Source organism: Saezia sanguinis, assembly GCF_003991585.1.
Lineage (GTDB): Bacteria > Pseudomonadota > Gammaproteobacteria > Burkholderiales > Burkholderiaceae_C > Saezia > Saezia sanguinis.
The window spans coordinates 42,558-59,485 of record NZ_PQSP01000001.1 but is presented as its reverse complement, the minus strand read 5'-3'; the positions used below and the strand labels follow the sequence as shown (position 1 = coordinate 59,485).

Annotated in this window: 11 protein-coding genes; 5 read left to right on the top strand and 6 right to left on the bottom strand. The window is 53.1% G+C overall.

Annotation, left to right across the window (positions count from 1 at the left end; translation table 11 throughout):
- Window positions 1-599 precede the first annotated feature (599 nt).
- Window positions 600-4,205 carry an autotransporter domain-containing protein gene (locus CUZ56_RS00260; protein WP_162615203.1) on the bottom strand — a complete coding sequence of 1,202 codons (3,606 nt, stop codon included), beginning with the start codon at window positions 4,203-4,205 and terminating at the stop codon, window positions 600-602.
- A gap of 734 nt (window positions 4,206-4,939) precedes the next feature.
- Between CUZ56_RS00260 and pbpG the strand changes: the two genes are divergently transcribed.
- Window positions 4,940-6,214 (top strand): D-alanyl-D-alanine endopeptidase, encoded by a 1,275-nt coding sequence (pbpG, locus tag CUZ56_RS00255; protein ID WP_126977094.1) that lies wholly within the window; start codon window positions 4,940-4,942, stop codon window positions 6,212-6,214.
- Window positions 6,215-6,285: 71 nt separating this feature from the next.
- Here pbpG and CUZ56_RS00250 read toward each other — a convergent pair whose 3' ends face one another.
- Together CUZ56_RS00250 and hemH are read right to left on the bottom strand one after the other, a co-directional pair.
- Entirely contained in the window at window positions 6,286-6,708 is a 423-nt protein-coding gene (locus CUZ56_RS00250; RefSeq protein ID WP_126977092.1) for an RNA-binding S4 domain-containing protein, read from the bottom strand.
- Window positions 6,709-6,717: 9 nt separating this feature from the next.
- Window positions 6,718-7,746 carry a ferrochelatase gene (gene hemH, locus CUZ56_RS00245; RefSeq protein ID WP_126977090.1) on the bottom strand — a complete coding sequence of 343 codons (1,029 nt, stop codon included), beginning with the start codon at window positions 7,744-7,746 and terminating at the stop codon, window positions 6,718-6,720.
- A gap of 103 nt (window positions 7,747-7,849) precedes the next feature.
- Between hemH and CUZ56_RS00240 the strand changes: the two genes are divergently transcribed.
- The 3 genes from CUZ56_RS00240 to CUZ56_RS00230 all read left to right on the top strand — a co-directional run bounded on the left by CUZ56_RS00240 (window position 7,850) and on the right by CUZ56_RS00230 (window position 10,691).
- Window positions 7,850-8,557 carry an HAD family hydrolase gene (locus CUZ56_RS00240; RefSeq protein ID WP_239441912.1) on the top strand — a complete coding sequence of 236 codons (708 nt, stop codon included), beginning with the start codon at window positions 7,850-7,852 and terminating at the stop codon, window positions 8,555-8,557.
- A gap of 364 nt (window positions 8,558-8,921) precedes the next feature.
- Window positions 8,922-10,229, top strand: a complete 1,308-nt coding sequence (locus CUZ56_RS00235) for a Glu/Leu/Phe/Val family dehydrogenase (protein WP_126977088.1) — start codon at window positions 8,922-8,924, stop codon at window positions 10,227-10,229.
- Between the two features lie 168 nt (window positions 10,230-10,397).
- Complete coding sequence (locus CUZ56_RS00230; RefSeq protein ID WP_126977086.1) at window positions 10,398-10,691, top strand: putative quinol monooxygenase; 294 nt, start codon at window positions 10,398-10,400, stop codon at window positions 10,689-10,691.
- Window positions 10,692-10,753: 62 nt separating this feature from the next.
- On the opposite strand, the gene CUZ56_RS00225 is transcribed toward CUZ56_RS00230, so the two are convergent.
- From CUZ56_RS00225 to tadA, 3 genes are all read right to left on the bottom strand, one after another.
- Window positions 10,754-13,054, bottom strand: coding sequence for an NADP-dependent malic enzyme (locus tag CUZ56_RS00225; protein ID WP_126977084.1), 2,301 nt, complete (start codon window positions 13,052-13,054; stop codon window positions 10,754-10,756).
- Between the two features lie 68 nt (window positions 13,055-13,122).
- Window positions 13,123-14,142, bottom strand: coding sequence for an LD-carboxypeptidase (locus tag CUZ56_RS00220; RefSeq protein WP_126977082.1), 1,020 nt, complete (start codon window positions 14,140-14,142; stop codon window positions 13,123-13,125).
- A gap of 413 nt (window positions 14,143-14,555) precedes the next feature.
- Window positions 14,556-15,647, bottom strand: a complete 1,092-nt coding sequence (gene tadA, locus CUZ56_RS00215) for a tRNA adenosine(34) deaminase TadA (protein WP_126977080.1) — start codon at window positions 15,645-15,647, stop codon at window positions 14,556-14,558.
- A gap of 285 nt (window positions 15,648-15,932) precedes the next feature.
- Here tadA and CUZ56_RS00210 point away from each other — a divergent pair, with 285 nt between their 5' ends.
- A complete protein-coding gene (locus CUZ56_RS00210; RefSeq protein ID WP_204250813.1) occupies window positions 15,933-16,901 on the top strand; it encodes an ABC transporter substrate-binding protein in 969 nt (322 codons plus the stop codon).
- The last annotated feature ends 27 nt before the right edge of the window (window positions 16,902-16,928 follow it).

Below are 16,928 nucleotides of genomic sequence, written 5' to 3'. Positions count from 1 at the left end.
TATTGTCTTAACCTTTAGTTTTTATTTTGAGCCCGTTAATCCTACAATAACACAATGCAATTGCGCAATATTTTTTAAAGATTTATCACATGAATTTGTCCGCCCGTATTCCTAAATGATGTTGTAGTTATGTTGAAATACCTAGTAAACCTAAAGTTTATTAGAGTACTAAATAATGAGTTTCAACTGATGCCAACAAATACTTCATCACTGGAATGTATTGATAAATTTACCGAATAAAGATGTTTCATCCACATCAGCACCTTCAACTGACAGCGTTGAACAGAACACGTTTTCAGGACTGTCTGAGCATATTCTTAGAAGGATGGATTCTTTAAAGCGATCTTTTGAGACCGGATGTATTTGGACGGTCAATGGCGCACTCCGGCATACACAAAGACAAAGTACATGTACCTGTGTTGCCCCTCTGAAAAGTGCATCAACACACGTTGTAGCCAGGATGATCTATCTGCCAAAGCAGCATATTAAACCATGTCAGGCCATGACAAAACCCGCTTTTAAAATAATTATTTTTCTGCGGGTCATGCTCTCGTAGGTTCAAGCGCTATACCATATCCTCTGTAACCAGAGGTACAGTCCTAAAACTTTATTTCCCACAACAGCTTGGCGGCATGGTCACGGCTCTGGTTGCCAAACAATCCTTCATAGCCGACACTGAGTTGCATATTGGGCTGCAATATGATGTTGGCGCCAATGCCGATTTGCACAGCGTTGCGGTTGACTTCTGTACCTCTGACATTAAAGCGCGTACCTCCTGCAAAATTCAGGCTGACTTCGGGAGCAGTGCTGCCAAACTGGTGTTGCCAGCCAAGGTCCGCATAAAGATTGGTACCCGTTTCGCTCAGTTGCCAGTTACCTCTTACTCCCAGTGTGCTGGTTGCCAGACCGTCGCTGGTGCTGTTGTTGTGCAGTTGGGTGTAAACGCCGGGAACAGTGTCTGCTTTTTCCGTGAAGCTGCGGGTTTTAACGCGCTGGTAGGCCAGTGAAGCATACGGTGTCAGGCTTGCCTGTTCTGTCAGCGTGAAGGTGTGGCTGCCCTCTACGAACATCTGGAACAAGCCGCCTTTGTAACTGGCTTCGTTGTCAGACACCAGTGTGGGTACGGTGACATGGCGCTGGGTATCAACATCGAGCCAACTGTAGCCAGCACCACCTTTAAGATCAACCGGGCCTAAACTGCTTCGCCCGTATACCATCATGTGGACCGCATCAACATCAGCACTTGAAGAACGGGTTGACGCAGCATCCAGCTCGGTTTGCTCGTAACCCAGCGCAACACCCGCGACAGTGCCGTTATTTTCATAAGCGTCATACCCAACGAGGACGCCCCAGCCTTTGTTGTCCAGCCGTGTCGCATTGCCATCGTTTTTCAGGCTTCCATCGTGCGCCCACGTGCTGACCCACAAGTTCCGGTGCGCATCGGGATCAGGCTGTGCAGCACCCTGATTTTCTGAGAGGTGCTGACTCACAGCATTGCGGACATAGCGGCTGTTGTGAAGTGCTGCACTTTTAACGCTGCCATGAATTTCACCACTGAGGTTGTCAAATGAATCCCTGGCCTGCTGGGCAGTCATGCTGACGATGGCATCGTATACAAGGTTTCCAGCCCCCAGGCTTTCAATCCCTGTGCCGGTGTTACGCTGGTTGTAGGTCAGCCCCACATTGTCAAAACTGGTGCTGTTGCGTGTGAATACAAGCTGCACACTGTCGGGGTTATATAAAACCTCATGATCAAGAAATGCCAGGTGTTTGTCCACTTCGGTAAAGGTGCCGCTGACACCACCATCTGCGGTGATCAATGTGTATTCGCGGTCAGCCTTCCATGTGCCGGGGCCGCCCTGTACGTCAAGCCTGGCACCAGAATTGATGGTGACTGTGCCGTCACCGGTACCGAGTGTGGAATCGACAACCAGCAGGTCGACTGAACCATCAGGCAGTGCTTCATACTGAAAGGTGGAGCCGGCACCCAATATGGCTTGCCCAAGGTAAAGGGTTCCTGTTTGCACGCCAGCGGCATTGCCCGGCGCGATCGTGCCGCCATTGCCGACATGGACAACCCCTGTGGCCGCACCAAAACCACTGAGCACACCACCATTGTTAACCTGTATGTCGCCGGAAAGTTGTGCAGTCGTATGCGCGGAGCTTTCTCCCAGCAGCAGCGTACCATGATTGATGGTGTTTAAACCCGTGTTGGTATTGACGGTGTTGAGTACCAGTGTACCGCTGCCTTGTTTGGCAATTCCGCCTGCACCGGACAAAGTGGCATCTAAAGTAAATACATCGCTGTTGTTGACATTGACGTTCACCGCATCTGACGCACTGCTGCCAAGTGTGACGGCTTGCGCATCCAGGGTTAGAGTGCCGCTGCCATTCGCTGTGATGCTGGCGCCGTGATCAAACCCGATATCCTGCGCGCGGACGATGTTGTCAACAACACTGCTGCTGGCCGTGCTGAGTAACTGCCCCCCTTGCTTCACAGTGAATGATGTGTTGTCTGCCGTGCTTGCACCATACTGTGCATTGTCTTTGACTTCAAATGTACCGCCATAAACAGTGGTGTTGGCATACACATTGGACTGCACATCCGCGCTGCCAGCGGCAAAATTTTCACCGGAAAATATGACCCGCCCGCCAGTGGTTGAAACCCCGCCATCATTGCTGTTGATGTTAATGGCGACATTGCCATTGGCTGCTGTGCTGGTGATCGGGTCCAGAAAGGCAATGTACTGGTTGCTTTGCGCCAGCAGGTTTAACGTCGAGTTTGCACTTGCGTTGTTCAGGTGGATCGCGTTAGCCACACCCCCTGTCAGCGTAAGGCCCACGCGTGTGGCCTGGCTTTTATTTCCTGAAAAAATAATATTGCCGCTGTTTGCTTGTAATGTCGATGTGTTTTGCGCTGCGGTTCCACTGCCTTGCAGGAAAATGGCGCCGCCATTTTGAGCCGCCATGTTTGACACAAAACTGATGCCTGAACTGCCTGTGGCTTCAACCTGCAGTGCCTGCTGGGCATAAACTGCCCCTCCATCGTAATAGAGCGCCAAATTATCAGCAAACGACATCTGGCCTGCCAATTCAGTCTGGCCCTGCGCGTAAAGCGCACCGCCATAGCCACTGGCGATATTGCTGGAAATATCACCCGCATTACTGGCTAGGCGGATTGTCCCTGCACTAAAGACTGCACCACCATAACCCGATGTGGTTACAACGGATGTTCCTGTATTATTAAAGCCTGCCTTATTGCCTGTGATCTCAAGCTGTGTACCCGTGCTGCCCAAGGATGTGCTGGCAAGTGTATAAATTGCACCTCCGGACTGGCCTGCAATATTTTGGTCCAAAAACATATGGCCAGCACCCGTGACTGTATAGGCATAAATACCACCGCCATAGGTGGCTGCATAGTTCTGCTCAAACTGAATGATGCCATTGGGGTTGGTGAATGTAACGTTGCTGGTTGCAGCCGCCGAGTCTATGCGTATAGCGCCGCCAACGCCGGTGGTTGTCCGGTTATTTGTGAAAGAGGCATTCCCTGCAAAACTGACATTGCTATTGGAGTCAAGAGCTCCACCACCCGAATAAGCGCTGTTGTTTGCAAAGTTGATGGTTCCATTGGTGTTGGTTGCATAAAAGCCGCTTTTTGTACGAATGGCGCCACCATAGCCATAGCTTTGCTGATAGCTGGTCTGGTTGTTTTGAAATTCGGCATTTCCTGCAACGGTCACACTGCCATCGGTCCAAATGGCCCCGCCGGAGCCCCTGCTGTAATTTCCTGTAAATGTTGCTGTGGCAGAGGTATCAGAGAAAATGACATTAGAGGCAGAATAAATGGCGCCCCCTGCACTGGAGGTATTTTGTGCGTAATTGTTGCTGAATGTCACTTCTCCACTGAACTCGATGCCCCCGGTATTGTTGGCATAAATAGCGCCGCCCTGGTTGGTGGCAATATTACTTGTGAATGCCACATCATTTCCAGACATGGTGATTTTTGAAGAGCCCCCGGTCAACCCGAACACAGCACCGGACCCGCTCACATAACCACCAGTAAAAGTGACGTTAAAGATGGAAAATGTTTTATTGGTGCTGCTGGTACTGAGGGCAAAGCGACCATAGCTGCCTGCCCCATTATTCATGGTGATGGTTGTACCACCGGCTGCGCCACTCATCGTGAGCGAGTCCGGCAAAGTCATGCTAACTGAGGAGCTCGAGCCAAACATAACGGCATTGCCCGAAAAATTAATTTCATCCCCGCTGTTCAATGACGTTGCGAGCGAGTAGATGTTGTCTCCGTCTGCCAGAGAATGTGTCAGCGCCCAGGACGGTGCGGCGGTAAGGCCAAGAGAAACCAGTACCGTGGTTTTGAGTAAGGGATGATATGCACGAGTATGTCTGGCGGCTTTTCTTTTTATTTTGAGCGTATTTTTTGTAAGCGCCGCTTTTTATACCCTGCATTTTTACAGTTTTTGCCCATTTAGTTGTACCCGCTCAGTTGAATTTATTTCAGTTTTTAATGCATGTCTAAAAGCTTAATTCAAAGCTGATATCTGCAATGCTTTAATGGCAACATGGCGTATAGGCACAAGTATCCAGGCAATAGTCGCCAAAGCTACCAATTATAATTTTTGCATACGTTAACATTTGTTTTTAAACAATATTTTGTGAAATATTATGCCAATTAGTTAACACAAAACCCTGCTCCATTGGCATGATATGGCCTGCTTTTTTTATAAATGAGAGCGTCACAACTGCCTGCACACGCAGGCGTGATATTTGTTAAATACAGATGAAATAAAGCCTATTTTGAAGTGGTTGCGCGGCATTAGCCATATAACACTTTAGATAAAGTGCCTAATAATTTGATATTGCATGGTTTTTTATTTTTTCATATACTGGCAGCATAGGTTCGCGAGTGTGGGAGAACGTCATGAAAAGCAGGCCAAAAGCATTTGCCCAGGCATGGGTTTTTGCTGCATTTTTAAGCAGCAGTATATTTGCAGTACCGGCATACGCACAGACCAGACATTCAACGCCATCGAAAGTAGCGGTTTCAGCACCTGCAAGCACACAAACCGCTGCCGCCCGACCAAATAACAACAGTTCGTCAACACCTTCCAAAGTCGCTGTACAGACACCTGCCGCCAGCGCATCAGATGCCAGAGCCAATGTGCCTGTGCTGGAAGCCAGCCTTTCTCTGACGCCCACTTCGTCTGCGCCGACCAGCAACCATGATCAGTTAGGCGCCCTGGTGCAGAGTTTACAGACCACGCCTTCTAAAGTAGCGGTCAGCACAGTGCCTGCCATTGCCACATCAACCCAGACACAGCGAAACAGCGCTGCGGCACTGGGTACGTATTTGTCTTCGCCAGCCAAAACACCTGTAGCCGCACTGGATGCGCACAGCATACGTTCCAGCGGACTGCCATTCGACGTAGAGGCCAGCATTGCACTGATCGTGGATCAGGATACACGCGAGGTTTTGTACAGCAAGAACCCACAGAATGTGGTGCCGATTGCCTCCATCACCAAACTGATGACGGCCATGGTCGTGCTGGACGCCAAGCAGCCTATGGGCGAAATGATCACGATCACACAAGCCGATGTGGATACGCTCAAGAATTCGTCTTCCCGTTTGTCGGTAGGTGCCCGGCTGACGCGGCGTGAGTTGCTGCATCTGGCCCTGATGTCCTCAGAAAACCGCGCCGCACATGCCCTGGCACGCCGCTACCCCGGTGGAACCACAGCATTTGTCAGGGCCATGAACAACAAGGCCCAAGCCTTGGGCATGTCACAAACTCGTTACATTGAACCGACCGGGCTCAGCAGCCAGAACCGCTCAAGCGCACGCGATCTGGTATGGCTGGTCAAGGCGGCATACGATTACGATATGATCCGCCAGTTGAGCACGTCTTCAGGCTATCAGATCTCCATTGGCAAGCGCCAGGTCAATTACATCAACTCCAACCGGCTCACACACAATGCCAACTGGCAGATCGGTGTGCAGAAAACCGGCTATATCAGAGAGGCTGGCCATTGCCTGGTCATGCAGGCCACTATCTCCAATCGTCGCCTGATCATGGTATTTTTGGATTCCAGCGGCAGCACCGGGCGCATCAACGATGCCGAAAAAATGCGTAACTGGGTTACCGCACAGGCACGCCAGAGCACGGTTGCATCGCGCCGCAACAATTCAAACCTGTAACACAGATACATTGGCAGAGGTACATGGCATGAGGCCTTTCACAGGCCTCATGTTTTTTCTACACCCATGCCTTAATCGTCCAGCGACGCGCTCCAGCGCTCCCACTGTGACAGTTTTCGCCGGTCACGCTTTGTCGGGCGGCCATCTTCAATGCTGGTTGCCGGCTCATTCATGATACGCCGTTTTTCTCGGTGCGCTTCACGCGCTTGGATGCTTTCGGGCGTTTCCTCGTACAAAGTACGGGCCACGGGCGCAGGTCCGCGCACCGGACTCAGTATTTTGACGATGACCGTTGTCTGGGTCAGGTTCAGCCCCGCCCCCTGGCGCAGTTGGATTTTGTCTCCAACCTTGACTTCACGCGCAGGTTTGGCCGCCTGCTCATTCACCTGAACCCGGTTGCGCCCGATTTCTTCGGCCGCCAGTGAGCGTGTTTTATAAAAGCGGGCCGCCCACAACCATTTATCCAGACGGATTTTTTCAGGGTTCTGACTCAAATATACTCCTTAGCTTGGTGAACTCTGAGTTTGTGTTTCGCGCTGTCCCCACCCCTGGGTATGTGACCGCACCAGATCAACCAGTGCATTCACCCAAGTTGGTTGTGCATTCAGACAGGGAATATATTGAAACGAAATGCCGCCGTTGTCAAGAAATACCTGCCGGCACTCCATATTGATCTCTTCCAGCGTTTCAAGACAATCGGCAGTAAAGCCAGGGCAAGCCACGTCAACCGACTGCACGCCCTGCCGTGCCAGTTTACATAAAGTGGGCTCTGTGGCAGGCTCTATCCATTGCGCTTTGCCAAACCGGCTTTGAAATGAAACGCTGTACTGCTCAGGCGTCAACCCCAGCGCTGCGGTCAGTTGTGCGGCTGTCGCCAGACACTGCTGCTGGTAAGGATCACCGGCATCAATCACTTTTTGCGGTACACCATGAAAACTCATCAGCAAATGCTGGCTGCGCCCATGCTGCTGCCAGTGCGTTTCAATCTGGTGTTTAAGCGCCTGAATATAACCGGCATCATCGTGGTAATCGTTCACAAAACGCATTTCAGGAATGTGGCGCTGCTGTAAACCCCAGCCATACACAGCATCCAGCACACTGGCGGTACTGGTTCCCGAATACTGCGGATACAGCGGCAATACCAGAATACGTGAAATGCCCTCACGGACAAAATCATTCAGCGCGTTGCCAATTGCCGGATTGCCATAACGCATGGCATAACGAACCACAAAGCGTTCTGGTTCTTGCGCCTGCAACTGCTGTTGCACCGCAGCCGTTTGTGCTGCCACATGTACCAGCAAGGGAGAGCCCTGCTCCATCCAGATGGATGCATATTTGGCGGCCGATTGCGCCGGGCGTGTACGCAGCACAATGCCATGCAACACAGGCTTCCACAGCCAGCCCGGTAATTCAACCACGCGTTTGTCGCTCAGGAATTCAGCCAGATAACGGCGCACTGCGCCAGCCGTCGGCTCGTCGGGCGTTCCCAGATTGACCAGCAAAACCCCGATACCGGGTTGCGCAGAGTGCATACCATTTTTAGAATTTTTGAAAGGATTACTCATGACAGGGCCAAGTTCAATACAAGGGTTTTACAGGCACAGCGCCAATTGTAAAATAAAAAGCATTATCCTCATGGGCAAGATGACACCTACTACTGTTAAAGCCATTACCCTTGATCTGGACGATACGCTATGGCCCATCTGGCCGACCATTCAGCGTGCAGAGCAGCATTTATACAACTGGATGAGCCAGCGCGCTCCGGCTACCGCTGCCACCACTTCGCTGGAAGGACTGCGCACCCTGCGCCAGCAGGTGGAAACAGCGCATCCGCAATGGAAACATGATTTGAGCGCCTACCGGCGCGAGGCCATCCGCCTGGCACTGCGCCAGGCAGGTGATGATGAATCGCTGACGGAAGAAGGATTTTCCGTTTTTTTTGAAGCGCGGCAACAGGTTGACCTGTTTGACGATGCACTACCGGCACTGGAACGTTTAAGCGCCCGTTACCCGCTGATTGCCCTTTCCAATGGCAATTCCGACCTGCAACGCATGGGGCTGAAGCATTATTTTCAGGCTGCTGTCAGTGCGCAGAACTTCGGCGTGAGCAAGCCGGACAAACGCATTTTTCACGAGGCCGCCAGGGTCAGCAGACAAAATGCTGCTGATATTCTGCATGTGGGAGATGACCTTCAGCTTGATGTGAGCGGCGCCCTTCAGGCCGGCATGCAGACCGCATGGGTGGTACGCAACACAGCACAAAAAAACACCGGCAGCCAGAACGTTCAGCCGCAGTATACCGTCACAGACCTGCTGCAATTGTGCGATGCACTAGGCTGCTAATAAAACACCCGCCAAACAAAAGCGCGATACCCAGGCCTGCTGCATGCAGGCCTTTTCCATGCTCTCCATGCACCGCGCGTTCAAACCTCCCCATTCAACATGAACTCCATGACACATTATTTCTCTAAATGGAAATAATGCTTCCACATTCATTGCCAAGATAGCCACTGCTTGAAACAGGCTTTTTTCACAGCGGCTAAAGTGTTTTACTTCACCATGTGCGGCGGGCAATACGCACCTGGATCGCGCGGTTCATGAAACCGTCTGAGCACGTTTGAATGACAACGGTTTCTGTCGATTTTTCATTGCCGAAGCTGACAATTCAAAAGACTGTCATCGATCATCAACTCACACCATCATTATCATGACTAAAAGCAACGATAAAACCAATACCAAACGCACTGACGTCCCTTCTTACCTGCCGGCGGACAATCTGGGGCCCTGGCAGATCTACCTGGAGCAGATTGACCGGGTAACGCCCTACATGGGAGAGCTTGCTTTCTGGATAGAGGCGCTGAAACGCCCCAAGCGCGCACTGATTGTCGATGTGCCCATTGAGCTGGACAACGGCACCATTGCCCACTTTGAAGGGTACCGTGTTCAGCACAATACCAGCCGTGGGCCGGGCAAAGGCGGCGTGCGCTTCCACCAGGATGTCACGCTCTCCGAGGTCATGGCCCTGGCGGCATGGATGACCATTAAAAATGCTGCGGTCAATGTTCCTTTTGGCGGCGCCAAAGGCGGTGTACGCATTGACCCGAAGAAACTCTCTGCCGGAGAACTGCAACGCCTGACCCGACGCTATACCAGCGAAATCGGCATTCTGATCGGCCCCAACAAAGACATTCCCGCGCCGGACGTCAACACCGACGCCCGCATCATGGCCTGGATGATGGACACCTACTCTGTCAACACCGGCTCCACCACAACAGGCGTTGTCACCGGCAAACCGATTGTTCTGGGCGGCTCACTGGGGCGCGTAGAAGCCACCGGGCGCGGCGTGTTTGTAGTGGCGGTTGAAGCCATTCGCCGTTTAGGTATGTCGCTTGAAAACAGCCGGATTGCCGTGCAGGGCTTCGGTAACGTGGGCAGCGTGGCAGCACAGCTTTTCAGCAAGGCCGGTGCGCGCATTGTTGCAGTGCAGGACGCCACCGGCACCATTTACAACGCATCCGGTCTGGACGTTGAAAAGCTGCGCCTGCATGTTGAAAAAACCGGCGGCGTTGGCGGATTTAAAAATGCAGAAACCATGAAACCCGAAGAGTTCTGGCAGGCCGATATGGATATTCTGGTACCGGCCGCGCTGGAAAACCAGATCACATCTGCCAACGCAGCCAAAATCCGTGCCAAGCTGATTGTTGAAGGTGCCAACGGCCCGACCAACCCGGCAGCCGACGATATTCTGCGCGACAAGGGTGTTACCGTTGTTCCTGACGTGGTCGCCAATGCCGGCGGGGTTACCGTCAGCTATTTTGAATGGGTGCAGGACTTTTCCAGCTTTTTCTGGACCGAAGATGAAATCAATGAACGGCTGTCCCGTATCATGCGCGATGCCTTTGCCGCCGTATGGCAAATGTCGGTAGACCGCCATGTCTCCCTGCGCACCGCAGCCTACATTGTGGCGTGCAACCGCATTCTGGAAGCCCGCTCTATGCGCGGCCTGTATCCTTAAAAAACAGTTTCATAAGCGGAAACGACTGGATGTGTCTTTTATGTTGGTTTATCATAGACAGTTGAACATCCATCAGGATATGCGGCGTTGGCCTTTCCTGCACCAAGCGTGGACAGGCCAGCGCCATATCTCACCATATCTTTATACCGGCAAAAAAAGGAACCCTTCATGACCAATCAAATCATCATTGTTGCCGCTCTGTCTGTCAAACCCGAATGCAAGCAGGAAGTGCTGCAATTCCTCAAAGGGCTGATTGAAAAAAGCCGCGAGGAAACCGGCAACATTCAGTACAACCTGCACCAGAGCACCACTGATGCCAATAAGCTGACATTCATTGAAATCTGGGAATCACAAAAAGCTGTCGATACACATGGCCAGACCCCGCACTTCAAAGCGTTTGAGGCCTTTATCAAAGACAAGGTCGATGCGCTGTCGATTGAGCTGATGCAAAAAATCATCTGAGCATAAAAAATTCCCTGCCAAGGCAGGGAATTTTTCTATCAGTCCGTTACATCAACAGCCAATCAGGATACGCCTTTGGCCTGCGCCACCACCAGCGACGTCATGTTGATGATACGGCGTGCAGTAGAGCCTGGCGACAGGATATGCGCCGGCGCACCGCAGCCCAGCAACATCGGCCCCACAGTCACACCCTGACCACCGGTAATCTTCAGCACATTAAACAAAATGCTGGCCGCATCCAGGTTCGGTGCAATCAGCAGATTGGCCGCACCCTTCAAGGTGGAATCCGGCATGAAGTGTGAGCGGATGGTCTGGCTCAATGCCGCATCGCCATGCATTTCGCCATCGGCGGGAATATCGGGGCAGCGCAGCAGGAACAGATCGCGTGCCGCACGCATTTTGCGGGCAGCCGGGTTCTTGCGTCCGCCAAACATCGAGTGCGACAGGAATGCAACCTGCGGCGGCAATCCAAAGCGCTTGATTTCTTCGGCAGCCACCTCGGCAATCGCGGCCAGTTCTTCGGCGGTCGGGTCCAGATTCACGGAGGTATCCGCTACAAACAGCGTATTGCCTTCCAGCATGATGGCATGCATGGTTGCCAGCGGTGCGTCATGGTTTTTACGCCCGAAAATCTCCTGCACATGTTCCAGGTGGCTTTCAAAACGCCCCACCAGACCGCACAGCATACCGTCTGCCTCACCCTGGCGCACCATCATCGCCGCAATGGTGGTGTTTGAGCGGCGCATGGTCGCTTTGGCCATATCGGGCGTTACGCCGTTACGTGCCATGATCTTGTGATACGCCTCCCAGTACTGGCGGTAGCGGCTGTCGTATTCCGGGTCCACAATCTCCAGATCACGCCCGGGCTGGATATGCAGCCCCGCACGCTGGATGCGCATTTCAATCACCGAAGGCCGCCCGATGACAATGGGCTTGACCATTTTCTCATCGACACAGGCCTGCACCGCACGCAGCACACGCTCGTCTTCCCCTTCCGCGTACACAATACGCTTGGGATCACTCTTTGCCGCCTGAAACACCGGGCGCATGAACATGCTGGTACGCAGCACAAAACGCTCCAGCGAGTGGCGGTATGCATCCAGATCCTGGATCGGCCGCGTCGCAACGCCTGACTCCTCAGCGGCTTTGGCAACAGCCGGTGCTATGCGCAGAATCAGCCGCATATCAAAAGGCGTCGGAATGATGTATTCTGGCCCGAACGACAGTTCGCGGCCCGAGTAGGCGCTGGCGACTTCATCGCTGACATCCTCTTTGGCCAGTGCGGCAATTTCCCGCACGGTTGCGATTTTCATCTCTTCGGTAATCCGGGTTGCGCCGGCATCCAGTGCACCGCGGAAAATATACGGGAAGCACAGGACGTTGTTCACCTGATTGGGAAAGTCAGAACGGCCGGTGGCAATGATGCAGTCGGGCCGAGCCTCTTTGGCAATTTCCGGACGAATCTCGGGGTTCGGGTTGGCCAAAGCCAGAATGATCGGGTGGTCTGCCATGGTTTTGACCATTTCGCCCGTCAGCACATCTGCTGCGGAACAGCCCAGGAACACATCGGCCCCGTTCACCGCGTCGGCCAGCGTACGCGCTTCGGTCTTTTGCGCAAACACCTGTTTGGACTTGTCCAGATTACCCGGGCGGCCTTCGTAAATCACACCCTTGGAATCACATACGGTGATGTTTTCCCGCTTGACGCCCAAAGACATCATCAGTGTCAGACAGGCAATGGCAGCCGCACCGGCACCGGACACCGCCAGTTTGATCTGGTCGATTTTTTTGCCCACCAGTTCCAGCCCGTTGATCAACGCGGCGGAGGAAATAATCGCTGTACCGTGCTGGTCGTCATGGAATACAGGAATATTGAGCCGCTCTGAAAGCTTTTGCTCCACATAAAAACATTCCGGGGCCTTGATGTCTTCCAGATTGATCCCGCCCAGCGTGGGCTCCAGCGCGGCAATGATTTCAACCAGCTTATCCGGGTCATTCTCATTGAGCTCAATGTCAAAAACATCGACCCCGGCAAATTTCTTGAACAGACAGGCCTTGCCCTCCATAACCGGCTTGCCGGCCAGCGGGCCGATATTGCCCAGCCCCAGCACAGCGGTACCGTTGGTGATCACCCCAACCAGGTTAGCGCGCGACGTGTAATCAGCCGCTTTGGACGGGTCCTCATAAATATCCAGGCAGGCATACGCCACGCCGGGAGAATACGCCAAAGACAAGTCGCGCTGGTTGGACAGCGGCTTGGTCGGCTTGATACTGATCTTGCCCTTGGTGGGCAAGCTATGGTACTCAAGGGCGGCTGTGCGCAAGGCACTTTCGGCTTCAGTCAATGGTTTGGATTTACTCATTTAAGTTACATCTCACTCAAGTTAAAAAATTCTTTTCTCAGACAGGCCTGCCCCAAGGGCATACAAGCCTACCTCAATAAATGGTGCGCGCAATGGCCGCCACAGCAGCCACCGGTTTCCTCATCCTCCAGTGCTCTGGGGTCAACCGGTTCAGCTTGTTCCTGTCCGTGCCCATGGGCATCGGTATGCTGATGCCCCCAATGCAAAAATACTTCGCGCCGGTCAACCGCCAGCTCAACAGGTTTGCCTACCGGTAAAGTCAGCTTGGTCGTAATGTGGCCAAAGGGCAGTCCGGTCAAAATAGGTGTGTCGCAAACGGTGCGCAGGTATTGAACGGCATGTGTCAAACGATAGCCTTTATCTATGCTGGTAGGCTCCCATTTGCCGAAGTCTCCCAACAAAATTGCTTTCTGCCGGCTCAGTACGCCGGCCTGATGCAGTTGCAGCAGCATCCGCTCAACACGGTATGGGCGTTCGTTGACATCTTCAAGGAATAAAATACCGCCTTCAATCTGCGGCCAGTGCCGGGTTGCCAGCAGGCTGCAGACCATAGACAGATTACCGCCCCACAAAACACCGTGTGCGCTCAGGCCGTCAAAGCCTTTTTCAGTGCGAAAACCCACTGCTTCCAGTTCGCCGGACATGGCCTCCATGAAACAGGCGCTGGTAATTTCATCCGGCTCAGAGCCATCGGCCTGGCCAAAATCAGCTAGCGCCATCGGGCCGGCCCAGCTACAGGCACCCGTATGCGCCAGTAACGCCAGTTGAAAAACCGTGAAATCGCTGTGCCCGACCCAGTGTTTGCCCTGCTCCACACTTTGGGCAATCCGCTTCCAGTCAATCGCATCCAGCAGCCGGGTCAGTCCGTAGCCACCGCGCGAAGCCAGCGCCACATCGGAGTCATCCTGCGCCACACGCATAATCGCCTCTAAACGCGCCTGATCTGAACCGGCAAAACGCTGTGTGCGCAACTTGGCAGCACTGTCCACAGACACCTCAACACCCAACTGCTGGAGTCGTTTCACTGCTAACCGCAGACGCTTTCCCTCCAGAATCACACCTGAAGGGGAAAAAATGGTGATTTTCATTTGAACAATCGGATTCAGGCAGGTCTGCTATTCTAGCGCTTCACAGCTTAATATGCTGCATTGAGCAGAATGATAAATACTTTCAGAAAGGATTTTTGCTCTGCAAAAATTCACTAACAGCCTGCTGATACGCGCAAATTAAAAAAACAGGCTGCGGAGTCCAGATGATACTGCTTGGTACCTTTGTGGTTTCTTCGCTTTTGCAAAGGCCATATCGTCCTCATAGCAGATATTCCACAAAGACAAGCGAATGACTTAGCTCAGCGCCGCACCGTCAATGAAAAACCTGCCGGATGACAAAAAACCAGTCCGGCATTTTTCAACCCGGCAACAGAATTCAGGCCCCCGGACTACCTGCTTCATCGTCTTTCCTGTTTGAACCGCACCTGTTCTGGCTATCGCCTGTGCCCAAATTATCGCAGCCAGATATGCAAATCATCATAGAAGTTCACCGGGAAAGTGTGCGACGCAAAATCGTCTCGGGAACGCCACAGATGCAGTGCCCGTACACCTGCCCGATGCCCGTCATCCGGAAATGGCGCCCGTTCAACATCCTCAGCCAATGGCGGCAGCCGAGAAATGATGTCTGCGGTGGAAATCAAATGCGGTGCCTGTTGCTGCAATGCGGGCAGTAACCCGCTCAAGGCGGATGGAAGCACAACACGGATTTCACTATGCGGACCGGTTGCCTGTAACAACTGTATTAAAACCCTTGCATGGCATTCAGGGGTATGCCACTGCGTTTTCTTAGGCTTATCGCTGCGCCCGAACCCGATCAGGTCGGGTACCAGCACAGCCCATCCCTCAGGCATCTGCGACAGCAGTTCTGCATACTGCTCAGAACTCCCCCGTTCATCATGAATGCATAACAGCGTCCCCTTCGCATCCGCTGCCTGGGGCAGATCATGATGGTAATGCAGCCGCAACCCGTCCAGCGCCGGCAAATCAGAAATCCAATTGGCCTCATCCAGCCGAAAGCCGGAAAACTGCTGCGCAGGTGTGCGCAATGCGTCATCCCGCAATGGGATTGTCAAAACCTGCCGCTTTTCCTGAAAAAACTGTTTCAGTACGTCACTGCATTCAGACTCCAGCACACCGCCTGTGAGCTGCGTATGGTGATTCAACTGCCGCGAAGCAAACAGATTCACCACCGAGCCTGCCGCACCGGTCTTCGGATCGTAGGCGCCAAAAACAACACGGTCCACACGGGCATGCAGCATCGCCATGGCACACATGGCACAGGGCTCCAGCGTGACATACACCGTACAGCCCTGCAAGCGGTAGTTTTCCAGCGTCTGGGCCGCCTGGCGCAGTGCATTGATTTCAGCGTGTGCGGTCGGATCGCTATGCGAAATGGGCGCATTATGCCCTGCGGCAATGCACTGCCCATCACGCACCACCACAGCGCCTACAGGAACCTCCCCAGAGGTGCGCGCCAACTGCGCCTGCGCCAATGCCAGTTGCATCCAGTGCTCATCAGCAATATGATCGGTCTCAGTTGTCATAAATAAGGCAGGCAGTCAGAAGCGTTGTGCAGGTATTGGCATGGGTCTGAATATATATTCTCTGAACCGATGTTTTCATAAACCAGACCAAAAACCTGGGCCCATTTTACCCAATCTGCCCACAGCCATGCGCCGCCATCAAACCGCTAAAAGTCACACGCAGATTTTACAAACAAGGTAATATTGCAAATTATTTACAGCGATCTTAAGTTTACTGGCTCTACCCCAATAAATCTTTACAGCACTTCTAATCAGGTCAAAAAAAGGAACGCCAACATGTTGAGAATGAAACTTCACACGTATTTGCTGGCAGCAGGCTTTGCCGTACTGGCCATGGCAGGCGCATCAGCCATGGCGCAGCAAAAATCTGTTGCAGTCACAGCCATTGTTGAACATCCGGCACTGGATGCCATTCGCGACGGTGTGCGTGAAGTGCTCACAGAAGCCGGCTACGAAGACGGCAAAAACCTGCGCTGGCAATACCAGAGCGCCCAGGGCAATACCAGCATTGCCGCCCAGATTGCCCGCAAGTTCATTGGCGACAAGCCCGATGTGATTGTTGCTGTTTCCACCCCTTCAGCGCAAACGGTGGTGGCCGGCACCAAAACCATTCCGGTGGTGTTCTCTGCGGTCACCGACCCGGTTGCCGCCAAACTCACGACCAGTTGGGATGCCAGTGGCACCAATGTCACAGGCGTATCCGACGTGCTGGAACTGGGCCCCCAGATTGACCTGATTTTGCGCATCGTACCCAATGCCAAACGCGTGGGCATGGTCTACAACCCGGCCGAGGCCAATTCGGTCGCCGTAGTCAAAAGCCTGCAGGAACTGCTGGCGCAAAGAGGCATGACACTGGTCACGGCAGCCGCACCGCGCTCGGTGGACGTTGGCTCTGCCGCCCGCTCTCTGGTCGGCAAAGTGGATGTTTTTTACTCCAATACCGACAACAACGTGGTATCGGCCTATGAAGCGCTGGTCAAAGTCGGGCAGGATGCCAAGATCCCGGTCATCGCATCGGACACCCCCAGCGTGCAGCGCGGTGCCGTTGCAGCCTTGGGCGTTGACTATAAGGAACTGGGGCGCCAGACCGGTCGCGTTGTGCTGCGTATTCTCAACGGTGAAAAACCCGGCGACATCAAGCCGCAGACCAGCGACAAGATCCAGTTGCATCTGAACCCCGATGCAGCCCAGAAACAGGGTGTTACGCTTTCGGAAGACCTGCTCAAAGACGCCACTGAAATCATCCGTCAATGAAGCTGTGCACCGGTTCTGCACTCCGGC

Bases quoted from the DNA above. Each gene is read 5' to 3' on its own strand.
- tadA (WP_126977080.1), bottom strand. From the start codon at position 15,647: ATGACAACTGAGACCGATCATATTGCTGATGAGCACTGGATGCAACTG.
- CUZ56_RS00260 (WP_162615203.1), bottom strand. From the start codon at position 4,205: ATGACTTTGCCGGACTCGCTCACGATGAGTGGCGCAGCCGGTGGTACA.
- CUZ56_RS00240 (WP_239441912.1), top strand. From the start codon at position 7,850: ATGGGCAAGATGACACCTACTACTGTTAAAGCCATTACCCTTGATCTG.
- hemH (WP_126977090.1), bottom strand. From the start codon at position 7,746: ATGCACTCTGCGCAACCCGGTATCGGGGTTTTGCTGGTCAATCTGGGA.
- CUZ56_RS00210 (WP_204250813.1), top strand. From the start codon at position 15,933: ATGAAACTTCACACGTATTTGCTGGCAGCAGGCTTTGCCGTACTGGCC.
- pbpG (WP_126977094.1), top strand. From the start codon at position 4,940: ATGAAAAGCAGGCCAAAAGCATTTGCCCAGGCATGGGTTTTTGCTGCA.
- CUZ56_RS00220 (WP_126977082.1), bottom strand. From the start codon at position 14,142: ATGAAAATCACCATTTTTTCCCCTTCAGGTGTGATTCTGGAGGGAAAG.
- CUZ56_RS00230 (WP_126977086.1), top strand. From the start codon at position 10,398: ATGACCAATCAAATCATCATTGTTGCCGCTCTGTCTGTCAAACCCGAA.
- CUZ56_RS00225 (WP_126977084.1), bottom strand. From the start codon at position 13,054: ATGAGTAAATCCAAACCATTGACTGAAGCCGAAAGTGCCTTGCGCACA.
- CUZ56_RS00235 (WP_126977088.1), top strand. From the start codon at position 8,922: ATGACTAAAAGCAACGATAAAACCAATACCAAACGCACTGACGTCCCT.